Source organism: Pseudomonas sp. MC6 (assembly GCF_054790575.1).
The window spans coordinates 1,537,095-1,552,836 of the sequence record NZ_CP186504.1; the positions used below are offsets into that span (position 1 = coordinate 1,537,095).

The window sequence follows — 15,742 nt, forward strand, 5'->3', positions numbered from 1 at the left end:
AGTATTACGAAGAGAATGTGAAAAGTTTGTTAGTTGCCGCTTTTTGGCTTTCGCCCGGCGGGCAGGGGTGCATCATGTCGGGAACAGCGGCGGCCGTTCCCGAATCAGGCGGGGGATCAGGCGTGGGGGTGACGCTGAACGACCGGCAAAGGTTGCGGTTGCGCACCTTGGGTCAAGAGGCGCAGCTGCGCCAGTTCCTGCTTCAACTGGTCACGTTCGTCTTTCAACTGACGCAATTCATCGCGACGGATTGTCACGTACAGGGTTTGTGGCGGCATTGCTGTGTGTACTGTGCCCATTGCTCACCTCGCAAATGGCGTGCATCAAATGTAAGGCCCCCGCTCTGGGGTGCTGACTTACTATCGGCGCCGATTTTGATTTCTTTTGCCTGGGAATGGAACTTTTTTATTTTTCAGGGTCGGTGTGTCTTCTGCATGATTCGGGGCGTTATCAGTCTGGATCGGGCACAATGCCCGGAAACTTCATCGCAACGCTCTGGACTAACCTCCATCAGTCGCGTTGGGCTATAACCAATGACACACATTTATTTGTAGTAAGGAGCATCAGCACATGCAACTCGGGATTATTGGACTGGGCCGCATGGGCGGCAATATTGCGCGACGTCTGATGCTCAACGGTCACACCACCGTTGTTTACGACCGCAATACCGCTTTCATCGATAACCTGGTCGCCGAGGGCTCCACCGGCGTCGCCGACTTGCCGGCACTGGTTGCCGGCCTTGCCAAGCCGCGTGCGGTCTGGGTCATGTTGCCGGCCGGCGCGCCAACCGAAGACACCATCAACACCCTGAGCGCTTTGCTCGAAGCCGGCGATACCATCATCGACGGCGGCAACACCAACTATAAGGATGATATCCGCCGGGCCAGGACCCTGGCCGAAAAGGGCCTGCACTACATCGACGTCGGCACCTCCGGAGGCGTTTGGGGCCTGGAGCGCGGCTATTGCATGATGATCGGCGGCGACGCTGAAACCGTGCAGCGCCTCGATCCGCTGTTCGCCGCACTGGCACCGGGCATGGGTGACATCCCGCGCACCAAGGATCGCAAATCCGACGACCACCGCGCCGAACATGGCTACATTCACGCCGGTCCCGCCGGTGCCGGGCACTTCGTGAAGATGATTCACAACGGTATCGAGTACGGCATGATGGCCGCGTTCGCCGAGGGCTTCGACATCCTCAAGACCAAGTCCAGCGAGCGCCTGCCGGAAGATCAGCGTTTTGATCTGAACGTGGCCGATATCGCTGAAGTGTGGCGTCGTGGCAGCGTGGTGTCGTCGTGGTTGCTCGATCTGACCGCCGATGCGCTGGCCAGCGATCCGAAGCTTGACGGCTACTCCGGCTCTGTTGCGGACAGCGGCGAAGGTCAATGGACCATCGAGGCGGCCATGGAACAAGCGGTGCCGGTACCGGTGCTGTCGAACTCGCTGTTCTCGCGCTACCGCTCGCGCGGTCAGGGCACCTTTGGCGACAAGATTCTTTCGGCCCAGCGCTTCGGCTTCGGCGGCCACGTGGAGACACCGAAGAAATGACCCATACGATCCGCAGAAAATCCAAGGCAGAACCCGCACCACCGACCACGCTGTTTTTGTTCGGTGCCCACGGCGACCTGGTCAAGCGCTTGCTGATGCCGGCGCTGTACAACCTCAGTCGCGACGGCTTGCTTGACGAAAATCTGCGGATCGTCGGCGTTGACCACAACGCCATTACCGATGAAGCCTTCGCGCAGAAGCTCGAAGACTTCATCCGTACCGAAGTGGCGGCCAAGGTCGGCAAGGGCGATCAGATGCTTGATCCGGTCTTGTGGGCCAAGCTCGCCAAAGGTATCAGCTACGTCCAGGGCGACTTCCTCGACGACAGCACTTATTCCGCGCTGGCGGCGAAGATCGCCGACAGCGGCACTGGCAATGCGGTGTTCTACCTGGCCACCGCGCCGCGTTTCTTCAGTGAAGTGGTGCGCCGACTGGGCGCCGCGAAACTGCTCGAAGAAACCCCGGAAGCGTTCAGAAGGGTGGTGATCGAGAAGCCGTTCGGCTCCGATCTGCAAACCGCCGAAGCGCTGAACGCCTGTTTGCTCAAGGTGATGTCCGAGAAGCAGATCTATCGGATCGACCATTATCTGGGCAAGGAAACCGTGCAGAACATTCTGGTCAGCCGGTTCTCCAACAGCCTCTTCGAAGCGTTCTGGAACAACCATTACATCGACCACGTGCAGATCACCGCCGCGGAAACCGTCGGTGTCGAAACCCGTGGCAGTTTTTACGAACACACCGGTGCACTGCGCGACATGGTGCCCAATCACCTGTTCCAGTTGCTCGCCATGGTTGCCATGGAACCACCGGCGGCATTCGGCGCGGATGCGGTTCGCGGCGAGAAGGCCAAAGTGGTTGGCGCGATTCGTCCGTGGACCACTGAAGAGGCGCGTGCCAACTCGGTGCGCGGTCAGTACAGTGCCGGCGAAGTCGACGGCAAAGCGCTGAACGGCTATCGCCAAGAGCCTAACGTTTCGCCTGACAGCAGCACCGAAACCTACGTCGCGCTGAAAGTGATGATCGACAACTGGCGTTGGGTCGGCGTGCCGTTCTACCTGCGCACCGGCAAGCGTATGAGCGTGCGCGACACCGAGATCGTCATCTGCTTCAAACCGGCGCCGTACGCGCAATTCCGTGACACTGAAGTCGACGAATTACAGCCGACTTATCTGCGTATTCAGATCCAGCCGAACGAAGGCATGTGGTTCGACCTGCTGGCCAAACGGCCGGGGCCGGCGTTGAACATGGCCAACATCGAACTGGGTTTTGCTTACAAAGACTTTTTCGAGATGCAGCCGTCGACCGGTTACGAAACCCTGATCTACGACTGCCTGACCGGCGATCAGACGCTGTTCCAGCGTGCCGACAACATCGAGAACGGTTGGCGCGCCGTGCAACCGTTCCTCGACGCCTGGCAACAGGACGCCAGCGTGCAGACTTATGCCGCTGGTGAAGACGGCCCGCAAGCCGCCGAAGATCTGCTGACTCGCGATGGTCGCGTCTGGCATGGCCTCGGATGAGTGACGTGCCGAAACAACCTGTGCGTTTTCTGCTCAGCGACATGGACGGCACACTGTTGCTGCCGGATCACACGCTGAGTCAGCGCACCATTGACGCGGTGCGTGCGCTGCGTGAGGCCGGCGTGCTGTTCAGTCTCGCCACCGGGCGACCGCCGAAAGCCATGCTGCAGCAGATCGAAGCCTTGGGCGTTGATTTGCCGACGGCAGCGTTCAATGGCGGCACGATCGTCAATCCGGACGGCAGTTTGCTGGTTGCACATTACCTGCCGGCGACCACCGCGCTCATTGCGCTGGCAACGTTTGCCGATCAACCGGACGTGGAAATCTGGGTGTTCAGCGGCGGCGACTGGCTGCTCAAGGATCCGCACGGGCCGATGGTGCCGCGAGAACAGCATGGCCTCGGTTATCCGCCGGTTGTGGTCGAGAGTTTCGAACCGTATCTGGAGCGCATCGACAAGATCGTGGCCACCAGCAACAACACTGAACTGTTGATCGAACTGGAGGCGCGCCTGTTGCCCAAGGTTAACGGCATGGCGCAAGTATCGCGTTCCCAACCCGTGTATCTCGACGTGACCGCGCTGGAAGCCAACAAGGGCACCGCACTGGCGACCCTGGCCGAGCATCTCGGCATTGCGCTCGAGCAGACGGCGGCCATCGGCGATGGCGGCAACGACCCGGCAATGTTCCATTGCGCAGGCTTGTCGATCGCCATGGGCCAAGCGGAGGAGGCAGTAAAACGTCAAGCCGACGTGGTTACCGCGCCCAACACCGAAGACGGCGTGGCCCAAGCGATCAAAAAATACATCCTCCCTCACTGACACCCCATAACCAAATGTGGGAGCAAGCCTGCTCGCGAAAGCGGTGTGTCATTCAACGAATCTGTCGTCTGACACTCCCTTCGCGAGCAAGCTCGCTCCCACAGGTTTATTCTGTGCTTGTCAGAGCCAGTAGCTGACGGCATACCAGCCCAACAACCCCATCACGAAGGTGTACGGCAACGCCATCCACACCATCCGCCCGTACGACAAGCGCACCAGCGGCGCAATCGCCGAAGTCAGCAGGAACAGAAACGCAGCCTGACCATTCGGCGTCGCCACGCTTGGCAGGTTGGTGCCGGTGTTGATCGCGATTGCCAGTGTCTCGAAATGCTCGCGGCTCATGTGCCCGGCGAGGAACGCCTGTTTCACTTCGGTGATGTAGATCGTGGCGACAAACACGTTGTCACTGATCGCCGACAACAGGCCGTTGGCAATAAACAGCATGCCCGGTTGTTGCTCGACGGGCAGCGCCAGCACCCACTGGATCAACGGCGCGAACAGCTGCTGATCATGAATCACCGCGACCACCGCAAAAAACACCACCAGCAATGCGGTGAACGGCATGGCGTCCTTGAATGCACTGCCCAGACGATGCTCGTCGGTGATGCCGGTAAACGCGGTGATCAACACAATCACCATCAAACCAATCAGGCCGACTTCAGCGATGTGAAAGGCCAGGCAGCCGATCAGGATCAATGCCGCCGCGCCTTGCACCAGCAGCGCAGCGCGTTGGCGAGCTGTGCGCTCGGCGTTGTCTTCGGCGGCGTAGTTGGCCAGCACGGCGCGAACGTTGTCCGGCAGCAGCGTGCCGTAACCGAACCAACGCAGTTTCTCCAGCAGCACACAGGTGACCAGACCCGCTGCCAGCACTGGCAACGAAACCGGTGCAACCTTGGTGAAAAACTCGCCGAAGTGCCAGCCCATTTCATGGCCGATCAGCAGGTTCTGCGGCTCGCCCACCAGTGTGCACACGCCACCCAGAGCCGTACCGACAGCGCCGTGCATCAACAGACTGCGCAGGAAGGCGCGGAATTGTTCCAGGTCGTCGTGATGCAGTATCGGCAGATTCTGGTCGTCGCCAAACTCGCTGTCCTGGCGCGGATCATTGCCGGACGCGACGCGGTGATAGACGGAATAGAAACCGACCGCCGCACTGATTATCACAGCGGTCACTGTCAGAGCATCGAGAAACGCCGACAGAAACGCCGAAAGAAAGCAGAACATCAACGCCAGCGCCGCTTTTGAACGCACGCCCAGCAGCAGCCGCGAGAACAGAAACAGCAACAAGTCCTTCATGAAATAGATGCCCGCCACCATGAACATCAGCAGCAGGATCACCGGGAAGTTGTGCACCAGCTCATCGTAAAGTGCCTGCGGTGTAGTCATCTTCAACAGTAGCGCTTCGATCAACAACAAGCCGCCGGGCATCAGCGGATAGCACTTGAGCGCCATCGCCAGGGTGAAGATGAATTCGATCACCAGCAGCCAGCCGGCCGCGACCGGGCCAACCGTGAACAGCACCAGCGCATTGAGGATCAGAAAACCGACGATGGTCGCCTTGTACCAGCGTGGCGATTGCCCGAGAAAATTGTGCGCGAACGCCTGGGCCATTGAACCGGACATCGGTTGCTCCTTGTTTTATCGAAGCGCGCAAGTTGCCGGATGCGTTACGGAAGATCAAGTACAGTCCGTGTTTTTCAATGGTTCAGGTAACGCGCGACCATCGCTCGGTAGTTGCCATCCAGCGAATAACCGCCGACAAGGATCGCGTCATCCGCCTGCAGAGCCAGCGAATTAGCCGTGTCGAGGCTGCGCCCCAAACGCGTGCGCAACCAGCCTTTGCCGTCGCCGAAGCTGTGGTCCAGGCAGCCATCACTCAAGTATCGCGCAACGATAAAATCCGCCTCGATTCCACCAATGGTTGCACCGACCGCGATAATGCGGCCGTCCGCCATGCGCTGCGCGGCGCTCCATTGGCAGCCACTGGGGCCGATTTCCAATAATTGTGGCTGGCCGCCATGGTTGTGCAGGTTGGGCCGACCGTTTGTGTGCGGGCTGAATGCCAGACAGCGAATCGGGTCGCGACTGCTGCCGAAACAGTGCAGTGCATCTGAGGTTTCAATCACCTGACTGACCTGAGCACTTTTACCGTGCGCCTTGAAGGCCATGAAGCCGTCCACGGCGAAACGCTCGTCGAGGCGGCCGTCGGGCAGGTAGCGCGCCAACAGACCTTCCTGCGGAAAGTCGATGGAGCCTGCCACCACAATCCGCCCGTCCTTTTGCAATATCAGGCTGCTGAGCCAGGTATTGAGCAGCAAGTGGCGAATCATCACAAAGCCGCGGCCGTTGAAGGTTTCATCGAGACTGCCATCGGGCTTGAGGCGAATCAGCATGCCGGCATGGTCGGCGAGTTCGAAGTGGTGATTGGCGATCAGCAGAATATGCCCGTCGTCCTGCACGACGAAGTCGCAGGCTTCGGCGCCCGGTACGCCCGGCGGTAGCCAGCTGTCGCGGCTGCCCATGGACAAATCACCCGCCAGGCGCACCACCTGGCGACCATTGTCACCGAAGCGCAGATCCGGTTTGCCCTGTGCATCGAACAAGGCCAGCGCCGGTAGGGTGCGATGAGTGTTTTCATAATGCAGGCCGGCGAGCAGGATGCGCCCGTCGGGCAGTGCCTGGACTTTGCCGGCGGTGGCTTCGAAGCCAGGGGCGAAGGCATCGATCACGCTGCCTTGAACACCGAAGGACAGATCGGCGGAGCCATCGGCGAGCATGCGGGCCAGTCCGAATCGGCTGCCGGCGGTGACGCCGACTTTCGCTGCGACGAGAATGCGACCCTGGGCATCGACGGCGACATCCTCCGTCAGGCTCGACACGCTGCGAGCGAAATACACTTGGGCAACGCCAGTCCCGGCAAATGTCCTGTCGAGTTGACCGGTCCGGTTCAATAACGTCGTTGATAACGCCGGGAGCGTAAAAGTGTTCAGAGTGGACATGCACGCATCTCCTTGCGAGTTGACCCGTACCGGGAACCGGGCGGGTAACTGCATGAGCGAAACATTCAATCCCTGAACCGGGAGAAGTACAACTGTAAGAACTAACAGGTGGAGGGTCGCACTGTGCCAGAACAGTGTCTTTTTGAACCAATAGCAAGCCGCCCAAGCAGTTAAGCCTGAACACCTTGGAAATAGTTGTACAAAAGTACGAAGGGTTAAAAAGAAAACAACTAATAGAAGAGGGCGGATGACCTGAATGTCATCCGCATTGCCCGACTGTTAGTGTGGCATCGACCAGGATTGCAGGCTGTGACCTTCTTCGCTGAGTTCAGCGCGAGCCTGCTGCAGCAGTTGCTCGAGTTGCGCCGGATCGGAGTAGGTGCTGCTGGGAATCTGCTTGCGACCGATATGGGAATTGGTCCGGTCGATCACGGTCAGGCTCAGTTCGCCATTGCCGTCTTGTGGTGCCCAGGCCACGCACTGGAAAGGTTTGAACGCGTGGTTGGCAATCAGAAGAGCTTCGTTGATACGGAGCGGGGCGGTCATGGATTTTTCTCTCTGTCGTGCCCAATCAATTGATCTGCCGTCGGTTGGGCTTACCGTTCGGCTGGTACTTGTACTGATGCACCGAACCCGCAGGCAGGTCACACATGAAACAAAGAAATTTCAACTTTCTTTCATGGAGTTGCTTTATAGACAGGTTTTTGGAAGCTTCCTGAAAGGTTAAGGCTGGAATTAGTCGATAGCTTACTAACAACTTCTGTTCTTATAACGTGTTTGCTTGTACGCCTATAAGCAATCGATACAAGGCCCTGTCAAAATCTTGCTAATGTTACAGTCGGGTCTGCCAAATGACTGTTTTTACAATCATTTCTAATAATTTGGCGCCAAGGAACAGTCATGAGCGAAGCGCCTGCGTTACGACGTTTATTGGTGGTCGATCCCTGCGACGATTGCCACCGCTTATTGCCCGGATTACGCGCCGTAGGTTGGGATGTTGATAGCTGCACCCTGGAAAATGCCGCTGACCGCAGTTGTGATGTCGGCCTGCTGCGCTTGCAGCCGTTTCACCTCGAACGTCCCGAAGCCGTCAAGGAACTGATCAGTCGCAGCGGCACCGAATGGATCGCGGTGCTCAATCAGGAAGTCCTGCGTTTACAAAACGTCGGTGATTTCGTCTGTGAATGGTTCTTCGATTTCCACACCTTGCCGTTCGACGTATCACGGGTGCAGGTCACCCTTGGCCGGGCATTCGGCATGGCTCGTTTGCGCGGACAAGGCACGATTCATGTGGATCAGCCCGAACATGAACTGCTCGGCGACAGCAAACCGATCCGCGAACTGCGCAAATTACTGAGCAAACTGGCACCCACGGAATCGCCGGTATTGATCCGCGGTGAAAGTGGCACCGGTAAAGAACTGGTTGCGCGCACGCTGCATCGACAATCCCAGCGTCACAGTAAACCGTTTGTGGCAATCAATTGCGGGGCGATTCCCGAGCACCTGATTCAGTCCGAGCTGTTCGGCCACGAGAAAGGCGCGTTTACCGGCGCCCATCAGCGCAAGGTCGGGCGCATTGAAGCGGCCAATGGCGGCACGCTGTTTCTCGATGAAATCGGCGATCTGCCGCTGGAGCTACAAGCCAATCTGCTGCGCTTCCTGCAAGAAAGGCACATTGAACGTGTCGGTGGCAGTCAGCCGATCCCGGTCGATGTGCGCGTTCTGGCGGCGACCCACGTCGACCTCGAAGCGGCCATCGAGAAGAAGCGATTTCGCGAAGATTTGTATTACCGGCTAAACGTCCTGCAAGTGGTCACTGCGCCTTTGCGCGAACGCCACGGCGATCTATCGATGTTGGCCAACCACTTTTCCCATTTCTACAGCCATGAAACCGGCCGGCGCCCACGCAGTTTCAGCGAAGATGCGCTGATTGCCATGGGCAAACATGACTGGCCGGGCAACGTCCGTGAACTGGCCAACCGTGTGCGGCGCGGGCTGGTGTTGGCCGAAGGCCGGCAGATCGAGGCCCGAGACCTGGGGCTGATCAGCCAGCACTCGATCGCTACCCCAATGGGCACGCTGGAAGATTACAAGACCCGCGCCGAGCGCCAGGCACTTTGCGATGTGTTGAACCGGCACAGCGACAACCTGAGTGTGGCGGCCAAAGTCCTTGGCGTGTCCCGGCCGACGTTTTATCGCCTGCTGCATAAACACCAGATTCGCTAGATACCTGAAGATCAAAAGATCGCAGCCTTCGGCAGCTCCTACAGGGATTACACAAATCCGATGTAGGAGCTGCCGAAGGCTGCGATCTTTTGCTTTTGCCTAGAAGTAATACGGGAATTTCAGACTGAAGGAAAAGTCCGGTGCATCATCCGTCATGCCGATGGACAAGTTGGGTACGATGGTCAGGTTGTCGGTGGCCGCAATGGTCATGCCGACGTTGAAGTAACCGGCGTTGGCGTCGCTGGACACCACCGATTCCCAATCCCCGCCATCCTGTTTCAGCTTGCTCTTGCGTTGCACCAGATCAGACACCGAGAACGACATACTCATCTTCTCGTTCAGCGCAAACGCAATACCGGCGCCGATCTGGAAGCTGTCGCCGATCTTTACCTTGCCCGGGTTTTTCTGGTTGACCGTCGAACTGATGTCGTCAAACGACTCCTCCAGGTTGTGGGTGTAGGACAGGCTGCCGAACAGCACGGCCGGGTCGAACGTCTTGACCAGCGAGATGCCCGGTGTGATCGACCAGACGCCGTTGCCGGTGGGCAGGGTGTCAGGTACAAACAGATTGGAGTTGGCATCGGTCTGGCGTAGTTTGATCCCGAACGGATCTTTGCCGGTTGGCGCCTTGACCCGCAGTGTGACTACCGCGTCCGGCGTATTGACCGACTCGTCCAGGAACTTGTAAGCGATGCCGAAGTTGACGTCGCCGATGGTTGGATCCTTGGTGACAGTTTCTTCTGTGGTGACACCCGCCGCGCCCTCATTGCCGCCGCCCGACTGATAAGTCGATTCGCGATACACCACGGGCACGTTCAGGTCGAACTGCCAGCGATTATCGAAGTTGTAGCGCCCCGTCAGGTCGAGTGTCCAGGTATCGGCCTTGATCCGGTCGAGGTTGATGTTGCCGAGAAAGATCGAATCGAGTGCCAGGAAGCCATTGAGAATCAGCTGGCGGGTGTCATAGCGCGAGTAGGTGATGCCGGTTTCGACGCTGAACTTGCCGCCGCCGAAGAAGCCGCTGGCCTCGTCGTACAGGTTGGAAACGCTCTGCGCCGGTTGCGAATCGTCCGCCAGCGACTGCCCGTAAGAAGCGCCACTGCCCCCGGCGGCGCCTCCTGATGCTGCTGCCGCACCGGTGCCGGTGGCGACGCGATTGCCTTTCATGTCCGATGGCGATTTGGCCAGACGTTTTGGTGGTGGGGCGGCGGGTTGTTCTTCAACCTGGCGGACTCGTTGTTCGAGAACCGCCAGGGCCTTTTGTTGTACTTCGTATCGTTGTTTCAGCTCCAGAAGTTCCTGTTTCAGGGCCTCTACATCTGCGTCGGGTGCTGCTTGCAGCATCGCCGCAGGGAGAAGAGCGCTCAAACACACTGCGGCACGCAGTGATACTGATCGATACATGAATAAGCCGTCCCTTTAAGCCCAATGATCGAGACTCAGCGTAGTTCAATATCCAATACTGCGTAGGGCCCCGAGTTGAGTCAGGTTGCAATCCAGTGCGCCGGCGCTTCTGCCGTTATTATTGAGTACGACGTTAAGTTGAGTCAGGTTGTTGACCACATTGGCACTCCCGAGCAGACGGGTGTTTTGCAGGAGACCGCTCGAAGCGACCTGTTGCAGTGCCGTGCCTTGATTGCCGCTGGCTTGTATCGCCATTTGCACGCCACCCGTACCGGTTGCCGACACTGCGACATTGCCGGCGGCATTACTGCCGGAAATAGTCTGGCCGGCCATCAGGGCTTGGCCCTGTACGGGGGCGAGTGCTGGCGCCTGATTGGCTTCCTTGACGTTAATGGCGACGTTGTTGTTCGCCGTGTTGCCGTCACCCGCCGCGCGTACGCTCTGCGTCACGCCCGACGATGAGTTAAGGCCGGCACCGCCGATAATCGATCCCGTGCCCTGTTGCGGCGTATTGCCGTTGCCCATCTCCTTGATGGTCGACACGTAAAATTCCGGTTTGATGGTGGTCTGTTGCACCTGCATTGATGCAGACGCCCCGATCAGATCGCCACTGGCGTTGCGCCAGGTACTGCTCATGACAATGCCGAAGCTGATAATTCGCCCCGGCATCACATAACGACCACGCAACTCGGCGAGCTCCTGGTCCTTGATTTCTATGGGTTTGAATCCTGCATTGGCATAGCCTGACGCACTCGCTGCCAGGCAGGCGGCGGCCAGCCAGTATGAGGTTTTCATCTGCTGCTCCCGGGACATCCAGTCCCATTTTCTATAATCGGCGATTAAAAGAAGTCGCTCTGAATGAACCCGAAATCCATCAATTCAGCATCTTTGACCGGGTTGAAACCATCCAGCTTGTTCTTGGCCGTCAAGGGCACCGGAGGGCTGCGCAAGGCGTTGGCCTTGTCATATCCGGGACCGACGATCGCGAAGACAATGCCGTTCCAACCTTTGACAAAGTCATCATGTTTGTAGCGTTTATGGCCGAGCACCGGGTCTCCGATGTAAACCCAATCCTTGTCCGAACGCTGCAACACGACGAAATGCTTGTAGCCGCGAATTTCCATCAGTACCACCACCGGGATGGTTACCGCTTCGAGCTTTTCCGGTGGAATCTTGTAACCCCTGGCGCGCATGCCGATGCTTTCTATGTAGCGCTTCATGTCCAGCATGGAAAAACCTTGAGTACGAACAAGGTCCTGGTCAGCGTTGACCAGCATGCCTTTGATGATGTGCTCCTCATCGACGTCGAGCCAATAGGCTTGGCGTAATACCGTTGCCAGTGCAGCGGCGCCGCAGCTGAAATCGGTTTTCTGTTCGACGATGTCGGCAAACTTGCGCTCACGGATGCTCTGCACGTTTTTGTAGACGAGCGTGCCACCCGGCAGGGCAGCGACGGGCATCTGACCGGCCTGAGTCAGGCCACAGACGAAAAGCAGAGCGAGGAGGGCCGTCTTACGCATGATCGATACGCCTTTGCGGACTGAGGAAAAGCCCCGTTTCCGGGGCTTTCGTTTCGATCGCGATTACAGGCAGGCTCTGCAGCCAGCAGCGATGGACAGCGAGTTGCTTTGTTGGTTGCCCACACCAGACGAGACGTTGGCTCCGCCGTTGCCGGAGAAGTTGTTCATCGAGTTGGTCATGTTGGCATTGTTGACCACAGGGGCTTTCCAGCCGTCTTTGGTCATCACTTGCTGAGTGGTTACGCCAGCGAGGCCAAAGGTACCGACGGCTTCGAATTTGGCTTTCTGGTCATCGTTGCCACCGTGGCCGCCGCCACGATTGCCATAACCGCCGTGGTGGTCATCATCTTCGATGGTTGCAGTGCCTTTGGCTTTGAACACGCCAGCGGCCGCGTAGGTGCCGGTGAGGGTGTCGGTTTTGTAGGTCTGCACGCCTTTGTTGTCTACAACCAGGCCGGTGGAGGACTGATTGGCGGCTGCGGCGGCAGTGGCTACACGGCCACCGGATACGGCGATCGCCAGGTTGTTTTTCTGCTGGTTGAAGTTGCCGGCAGAGACGTTGATGCCGATGTTGCCGGAACCATTGTTGCCTGCATTGTTGAGAGTGGCGTTATTGAAGGTGGACGAGTTTTTCACGTAGTTGTTGTTGTTGACTTGAGTTGCACTCGAGGCAGCAACAGCGGTGCCGAAGATGAAGCTTTCGTCGGCAGTAGCCAGGGCGGCGGCGTTGTCTTGTTGGTTGCCGTCGCCGGCTGCAACGTTGGCGCCCATGTTGCCATTGGAGCCATTAAGCGAGTCGCTGGCGTTGGCGTTGTTGAGGGTGCCCTGGTTTTTCACCACGTTGCCGTCACTGTTTTGCGCGTCGAGTACAGCGGCGCCGGCGCCTGCGGTGATCTGCAGCAGTTGTTCAAGATTTGGACCTTGTGGCTGGCCGTGACCGTTGCCGTGTCCATTGCCATGCCCGTTACCATGACCGTTGTTGTCATCACGACCGCCTGCCTGTGCTGCGATTGCCATCACTGCTGCAAGTGCGAAAACCAGTGGTTTGAGAGCCATTGTAGGTTTCATGGTGTTTCTCCATCGTGCTTATTAGTTGGTTAAGTGTTGGTACTTTCTAATTGCACTGCTTTTGTTGTTTGGGTCAGTCAGCGACCCGGATGCTCAGGGTGTTAGCCATACGGTTCCCCACCCCGGCACTCTGGTTCACCTGAATTACCCCGCGGCTGCCGGTGAAGGCCTGATCACTTGTCGTGACATGGCGACTGCCGGGTGAGGTACCAGTTGCTCCTGAGCTCGGTAAAAGCGCCACGTTCTGTTGTGAAAGGGCACTGTCGTCAACGCTCTGCGGGGCAGCACTGATGCTGACGCGCGTGACGTTGGCCATCTGGTTGTTGGCCCCGGCACCCTGGTTCACGCCCAGGATCCCGTTGCCATTGCTGAAAGAGGTGCCGCCGATGGTTGCGCTGGCGTCCATCGAGCGCGAGGCAGGTGTATCGATTTTCTGCATAACGCTGGTAGTGGCGTGGGACTCGGTGCCGATCGCCACAGCCTTGACGTTGGTCTGCTGCATTTGATCGCCAGCGGCCTGGTTGACGTTGAAATTGCCGCGGTACTGAACCCCGGAATCTTGAATGTTGGCCTTGTTCACTGAACCAGGATCAGCAGCCATGGCAGTGGTGCAACCGAGCAGGGCAAGCAGAAGGAGTGAACGATTCATTTCATTGGCCTCCGGCCATGCGGGTCAGGGGGGCAAGGCCGGAACTCATGGCGCGGTTGATCGTGCCGGAAATCGCGCCACCGGAACCGCCGCCGTGTCCTGCGCTCATGCCGGGCATGCCATTGGGATTGGTGACGGTATTGAGGCCTGGCAGATTGCTGCCGACCTGGACATTGTTGACGGTGCGGAACGCGCTGCCGCTGGCGACACCGGCGAAGTCGCCGTCGCTCAATTCGGTGCTGTTCATGGTGGAGTTGATGCGTGCGGACGGATTGGCATTGACGGTGGTCGGGTAGGGGTCTTTGCCGCCATTGCGACCAATCGGGATCGGCTGGACATCGCGGTTGAGGACGATGACGCCATTGCCTTCTGCGTGGACATTGAAACTGAGCAATGTGCTGGCTGCTGATCCGATCAGCAGAAGGCAGGTCAAACCTTTTTGGATATTCCCCACGGCTGCAATTCCTTCTTCAGTGGGCTGGCCCGAGTCAGCGTTGTGAAGAAGAGAGCGAAAGCTGTGCCGCTTTTTAAATGTTGTTTGGTTTCAGATGCTTGCAAAAATCAGCCGCGCAGCTGATACGCACACTGTTTCAGGATTGATACACGCGTGCGCGCGCCGACCTGTCTATTGGCTGAACAAAGCTCTGGAACGAGGGTTTGCGACGATGTGTTTCAACCGTGAAACAACGGCGATGACAAAACAGTGAACAGTGCTGAGACGGGCACTTTGCACCTCACGGAGTGTTTCAGGATTGGACACTTTGCCCCCAAAACAGGGGGAATCTTTGGGGAAACTGACCCGTTGGCCGGGTCACTCCGCCAGCAGTTGCTCGACGGCGGCAAAAGCCTGTCGTTGGCGTTCGGCCCAATTGCCCTGAATGATCAGAAAGCGCTGATGGTGGGTTTCCAGCCAGTTTTGCGTGGACTGGTAAAACGCCAGACGCTCGTCCAGATCCGGTTGGCAGCGCTGACCGTCATCGGTCCAGTCGATCTGTTCTGGCGAGAGTAAAAGGTGCAGGTCGTAATGCCGCCCCAACAATTCCGATTCCAGCCAGTCCGGGCAGTCGCCGAACAGCGTCTGACTCCACAGCATATTGCTCAGCAAATGGGTGTCGAGAATCAGCAGCGGCGGCTGTTGCGCCCGTGCCTGGTCTTCCCAATGCAGCTGACCGCGAGCGATTTCGGGGATGTCAGCCAGGCAGGTGTCACGGGGATTGAGTTCGATAAAGCGGCGCACGTACTCATCCACGCGCACACCGCCAAAGCGTTGTTGCAGGCCCGCCGCCAGCCAGCTCTTGCCGGTGGATTCGGGCCCGGTCAGGACCACGACCTTCATGTGCGCAACGCCGGATCGGCGCGCCATTCGCGAAAGCCTTGAATTGCCAGCAGGGTGAACAGAGCGTACAGCGCAGCGGTGAGGTACAGCCCTTTATAGATGAACAGGCCGACAAAAATCACATCGAGCACGAACCACAACGCCCAGCATTGCAGGCGTTTCTGCGCCATCCACAATTGCGCGACCAGGCTGAAACCGGTCAGCGCCGCATCCAGCCACGGTTGCGCGGCGTCGGTCCAATGGGCCATGGCCGCGCCGAGCAAGACACTGCCGACAGCGCCAACGCTGAGGCCGAGCAAAAGTGACCGATGATCGAGGCGAGTGACCTCGCGGCCGTCATGCATCGTCCCGGCGCGGGTCCATTGCCACCAGCCATAGACTTGCAGCGCGGCGTAAATCACTTGCAGCAACATGTCCGAGTACAACTTCACTTCAAAGAAGATCCAGCTGTAGAGCAACACCATGACCAGCCCGATCGGCCAGCACCACGGATTCTGTTTGACCGTCAGCCAGACGGCGATCACACCGAGGGCGGCGGCAAACAGTTCAAGCCCGGACATGGGGGTTCCTTGGGGAAATAAAAAGAAGGGGGCGGATTGTACCCAAAAACGTGTAGGAGTGAGCCTGCTCGCGATAGCGGTGTGTCAGCGA

General features: G+C 58.3%; 16 protein-coding genes. 4 read left to right on the forward strand and 12 right to left on the reverse strand.

Features of this window, described 5'->3' with window-relative positions:
* Nucleotides 1-116 precede the first annotated feature (116 nt).
* On the reverse strand, nt 117-299 hold the full coding sequence (locus ACOYXE_RS06945; protein ID WP_016983768.1) for a DUF6026 family protein: 183 nt from the start codon (nt 297-299) through the stop codon (nt 117-119).
* A 271-nt stretch (nt 300-570) separates the two neighbouring features.
* On the opposite strand from ACOYXE_RS06945, the gene gnd reads away from it, so the two are divergent.
* Genes gnd through ACOYXE_RS06960 form a run of 3 tightly spaced genes read left to right on the forward strand, consistent with a single transcriptional unit; the run spans nt 571 to nt 3,889 of the window.
* Nucleotides 571-1,551 (forward strand): phosphogluconate dehydrogenase (NAD(+)-dependent, decarboxylating), encoded by a 981-nt coding sequence (gene gnd, locus ACOYXE_RS06950; protein WP_160057987.1) that lies wholly within the window; start codon nt 571-573, stop codon nt 1,549-1,551.
* Nucleotides 1,548-3,071, forward strand: a complete 1,524-nt coding sequence (gene zwf / locus ACOYXE_RS06955) for a glucose-6-phosphate dehydrogenase (protein ID WP_460928352.1) — start codon at nt 1,548-1,550, stop codon at nt 3,069-3,071. Before gnd ends, zwf begins: the two co-directional genes overlap by 4 nt.
* A complete protein-coding gene (locus ACOYXE_RS06960) occupies nt 3,068-3,889 on the forward strand; it encodes an HAD family hydrolase (RefSeq protein ID WP_460928354.1) in 822 nt (273 codons plus the stop codon). Before zwf ends, ACOYXE_RS06960 begins: the two co-directional genes overlap by 4 nt.
* A gap of 120 nt (nt 3,890-4,009) precedes the next feature.
* Here the strand turns inward: ACOYXE_RS06960 and nhaB are convergent, their stop codons facing one another.
* The 3 genes from nhaB to ACOYXE_RS06975 all read right to left on the reverse strand — a co-directional run bounded on the left by nhaB (nt 4,010) and on the right by ACOYXE_RS06975 (nt 7,434).
* Nucleotides 4,010-5,512 carry a sodium/proton antiporter NhaB gene (gene nhaB, locus ACOYXE_RS06965; RefSeq protein WP_160057984.1) on the reverse strand — a complete coding sequence of 501 codons (1,503 nt, stop codon included), beginning with the start codon at nt 5,510-5,512 and terminating at the stop codon, nt 4,010-4,012.
* Nucleotides 5,513-5,586: 74 nt separating this feature from the next.
* A complete protein-coding gene (locus tag ACOYXE_RS06970) occupies nt 5,587-6,888 on the reverse strand; it encodes a hypothetical protein (RefSeq protein ID WP_460928357.1) in 1,302 nt (433 codons plus the stop codon).
* 279 nt (nt 6,889-7,167) lie between these two features.
* Nucleotides 7,168-7,434 carry a hypothetical protein gene (locus tag ACOYXE_RS06975; protein ID WP_311886994.1) on the reverse strand — a complete coding sequence of 89 codons (267 nt, stop codon included), beginning with the start codon at nt 7,432-7,434 and terminating at the stop codon, nt 7,168-7,170.
* 354 nt (nt 7,435-7,788) lie between these two features.
* Here ACOYXE_RS06975 and ACOYXE_RS06980 point away from each other — a divergent pair, with 354 nt between their 5' ends.
* Nucleotides 7,789-9,114 carry a sigma-54 dependent transcriptional regulator gene (locus ACOYXE_RS06980; protein WP_160057981.1) on the forward strand — a complete coding sequence of 442 codons (1,326 nt, stop codon included), beginning with the start codon at nt 7,789-7,791 and terminating at the stop codon, nt 9,112-9,114.
* A gap of 99 nt (nt 9,115-9,213) precedes the next feature.
* Here ACOYXE_RS06980 and ACOYXE_RS06985 read toward each other — a convergent pair whose 3' ends face one another.
* The 8 genes from ACOYXE_RS06985 to pnuC all read right to left on the reverse strand — a co-directional run bounded on the left by ACOYXE_RS06985 (nt 9,214) and on the right by pnuC (nt 15,651).
* Nucleotides 9,214-10,518: a hypothetical protein gene (locus ACOYXE_RS06985; RefSeq protein WP_160057980.1), complete on the reverse strand. Its 1,305-nt coding sequence runs from the start codon at nt 10,516-10,518 to the stop codon at nt 9,214-9,216.
* Nucleotides 10,519-10,563: 45 nt separating this feature from the next.
* Nucleotides 10,564-11,313, reverse strand: a complete 750-nt coding sequence (locus ACOYXE_RS06990) for a hypothetical protein (protein ID WP_160057979.1) — start codon at nt 11,311-11,313, stop codon at nt 10,564-10,566.
* 44 nt (nt 11,314-11,357) lie between these two features.
* Nucleotides 11,358-12,038: a C39 family peptidase gene (locus ACOYXE_RS06995; RefSeq protein WP_127927862.1), complete on the reverse strand. Its 681-nt coding sequence runs from the start codon at nt 12,036-12,038 to the stop codon at nt 11,358-11,360.
* 63 nt (nt 12,039-12,101) lie between these two features.
* Nucleotides 12,102-13,106, reverse strand: coding sequence for a heme utilization protein (locus ACOYXE_RS07000; RefSeq protein ID WP_160057978.1), 1,005 nt, complete (start codon nt 13,104-13,106; stop codon nt 12,102-12,104).
* 73 nt (nt 13,107-13,179) lie between these two features.
* Nucleotides 13,180-13,755, reverse strand: a complete 576-nt coding sequence (locus ACOYXE_RS07005) for an adhesin (RefSeq protein WP_460928360.1) — start codon at nt 13,753-13,755, stop codon at nt 13,180-13,182.
* Nucleotide 13,756: 1 nt separating this feature from the next.
* Nucleotides 13,757-14,209, reverse strand: coding sequence for a hypothetical protein (locus ACOYXE_RS07010; RefSeq protein ID WP_460928362.1), 453 nt, complete (start codon nt 14,207-14,209; stop codon nt 13,757-13,759).
* Between the two features lie 357 nt (nt 14,210-14,566).
* Nucleotides 14,567-15,091 (reverse strand): AAA family ATPase, encoded by a 525-nt coding sequence (locus ACOYXE_RS07015; protein WP_160057975.1) that lies wholly within the window; start codon nt 15,089-15,091, stop codon nt 14,567-14,569.
* Nucleotides 15,088-15,651 (reverse strand): nicotinamide riboside transporter PnuC, encoded by a 564-nt coding sequence (pnuC, locus tag ACOYXE_RS07020; RefSeq protein ID WP_160057974.1) that lies wholly within the window; start codon nt 15,649-15,651, stop codon nt 15,088-15,090. Before pnuC ends, ACOYXE_RS07015 begins: the two co-directional genes overlap by 4 nt.
* Nucleotides 15,652-15,742 lie beyond the last annotated feature (91 nt).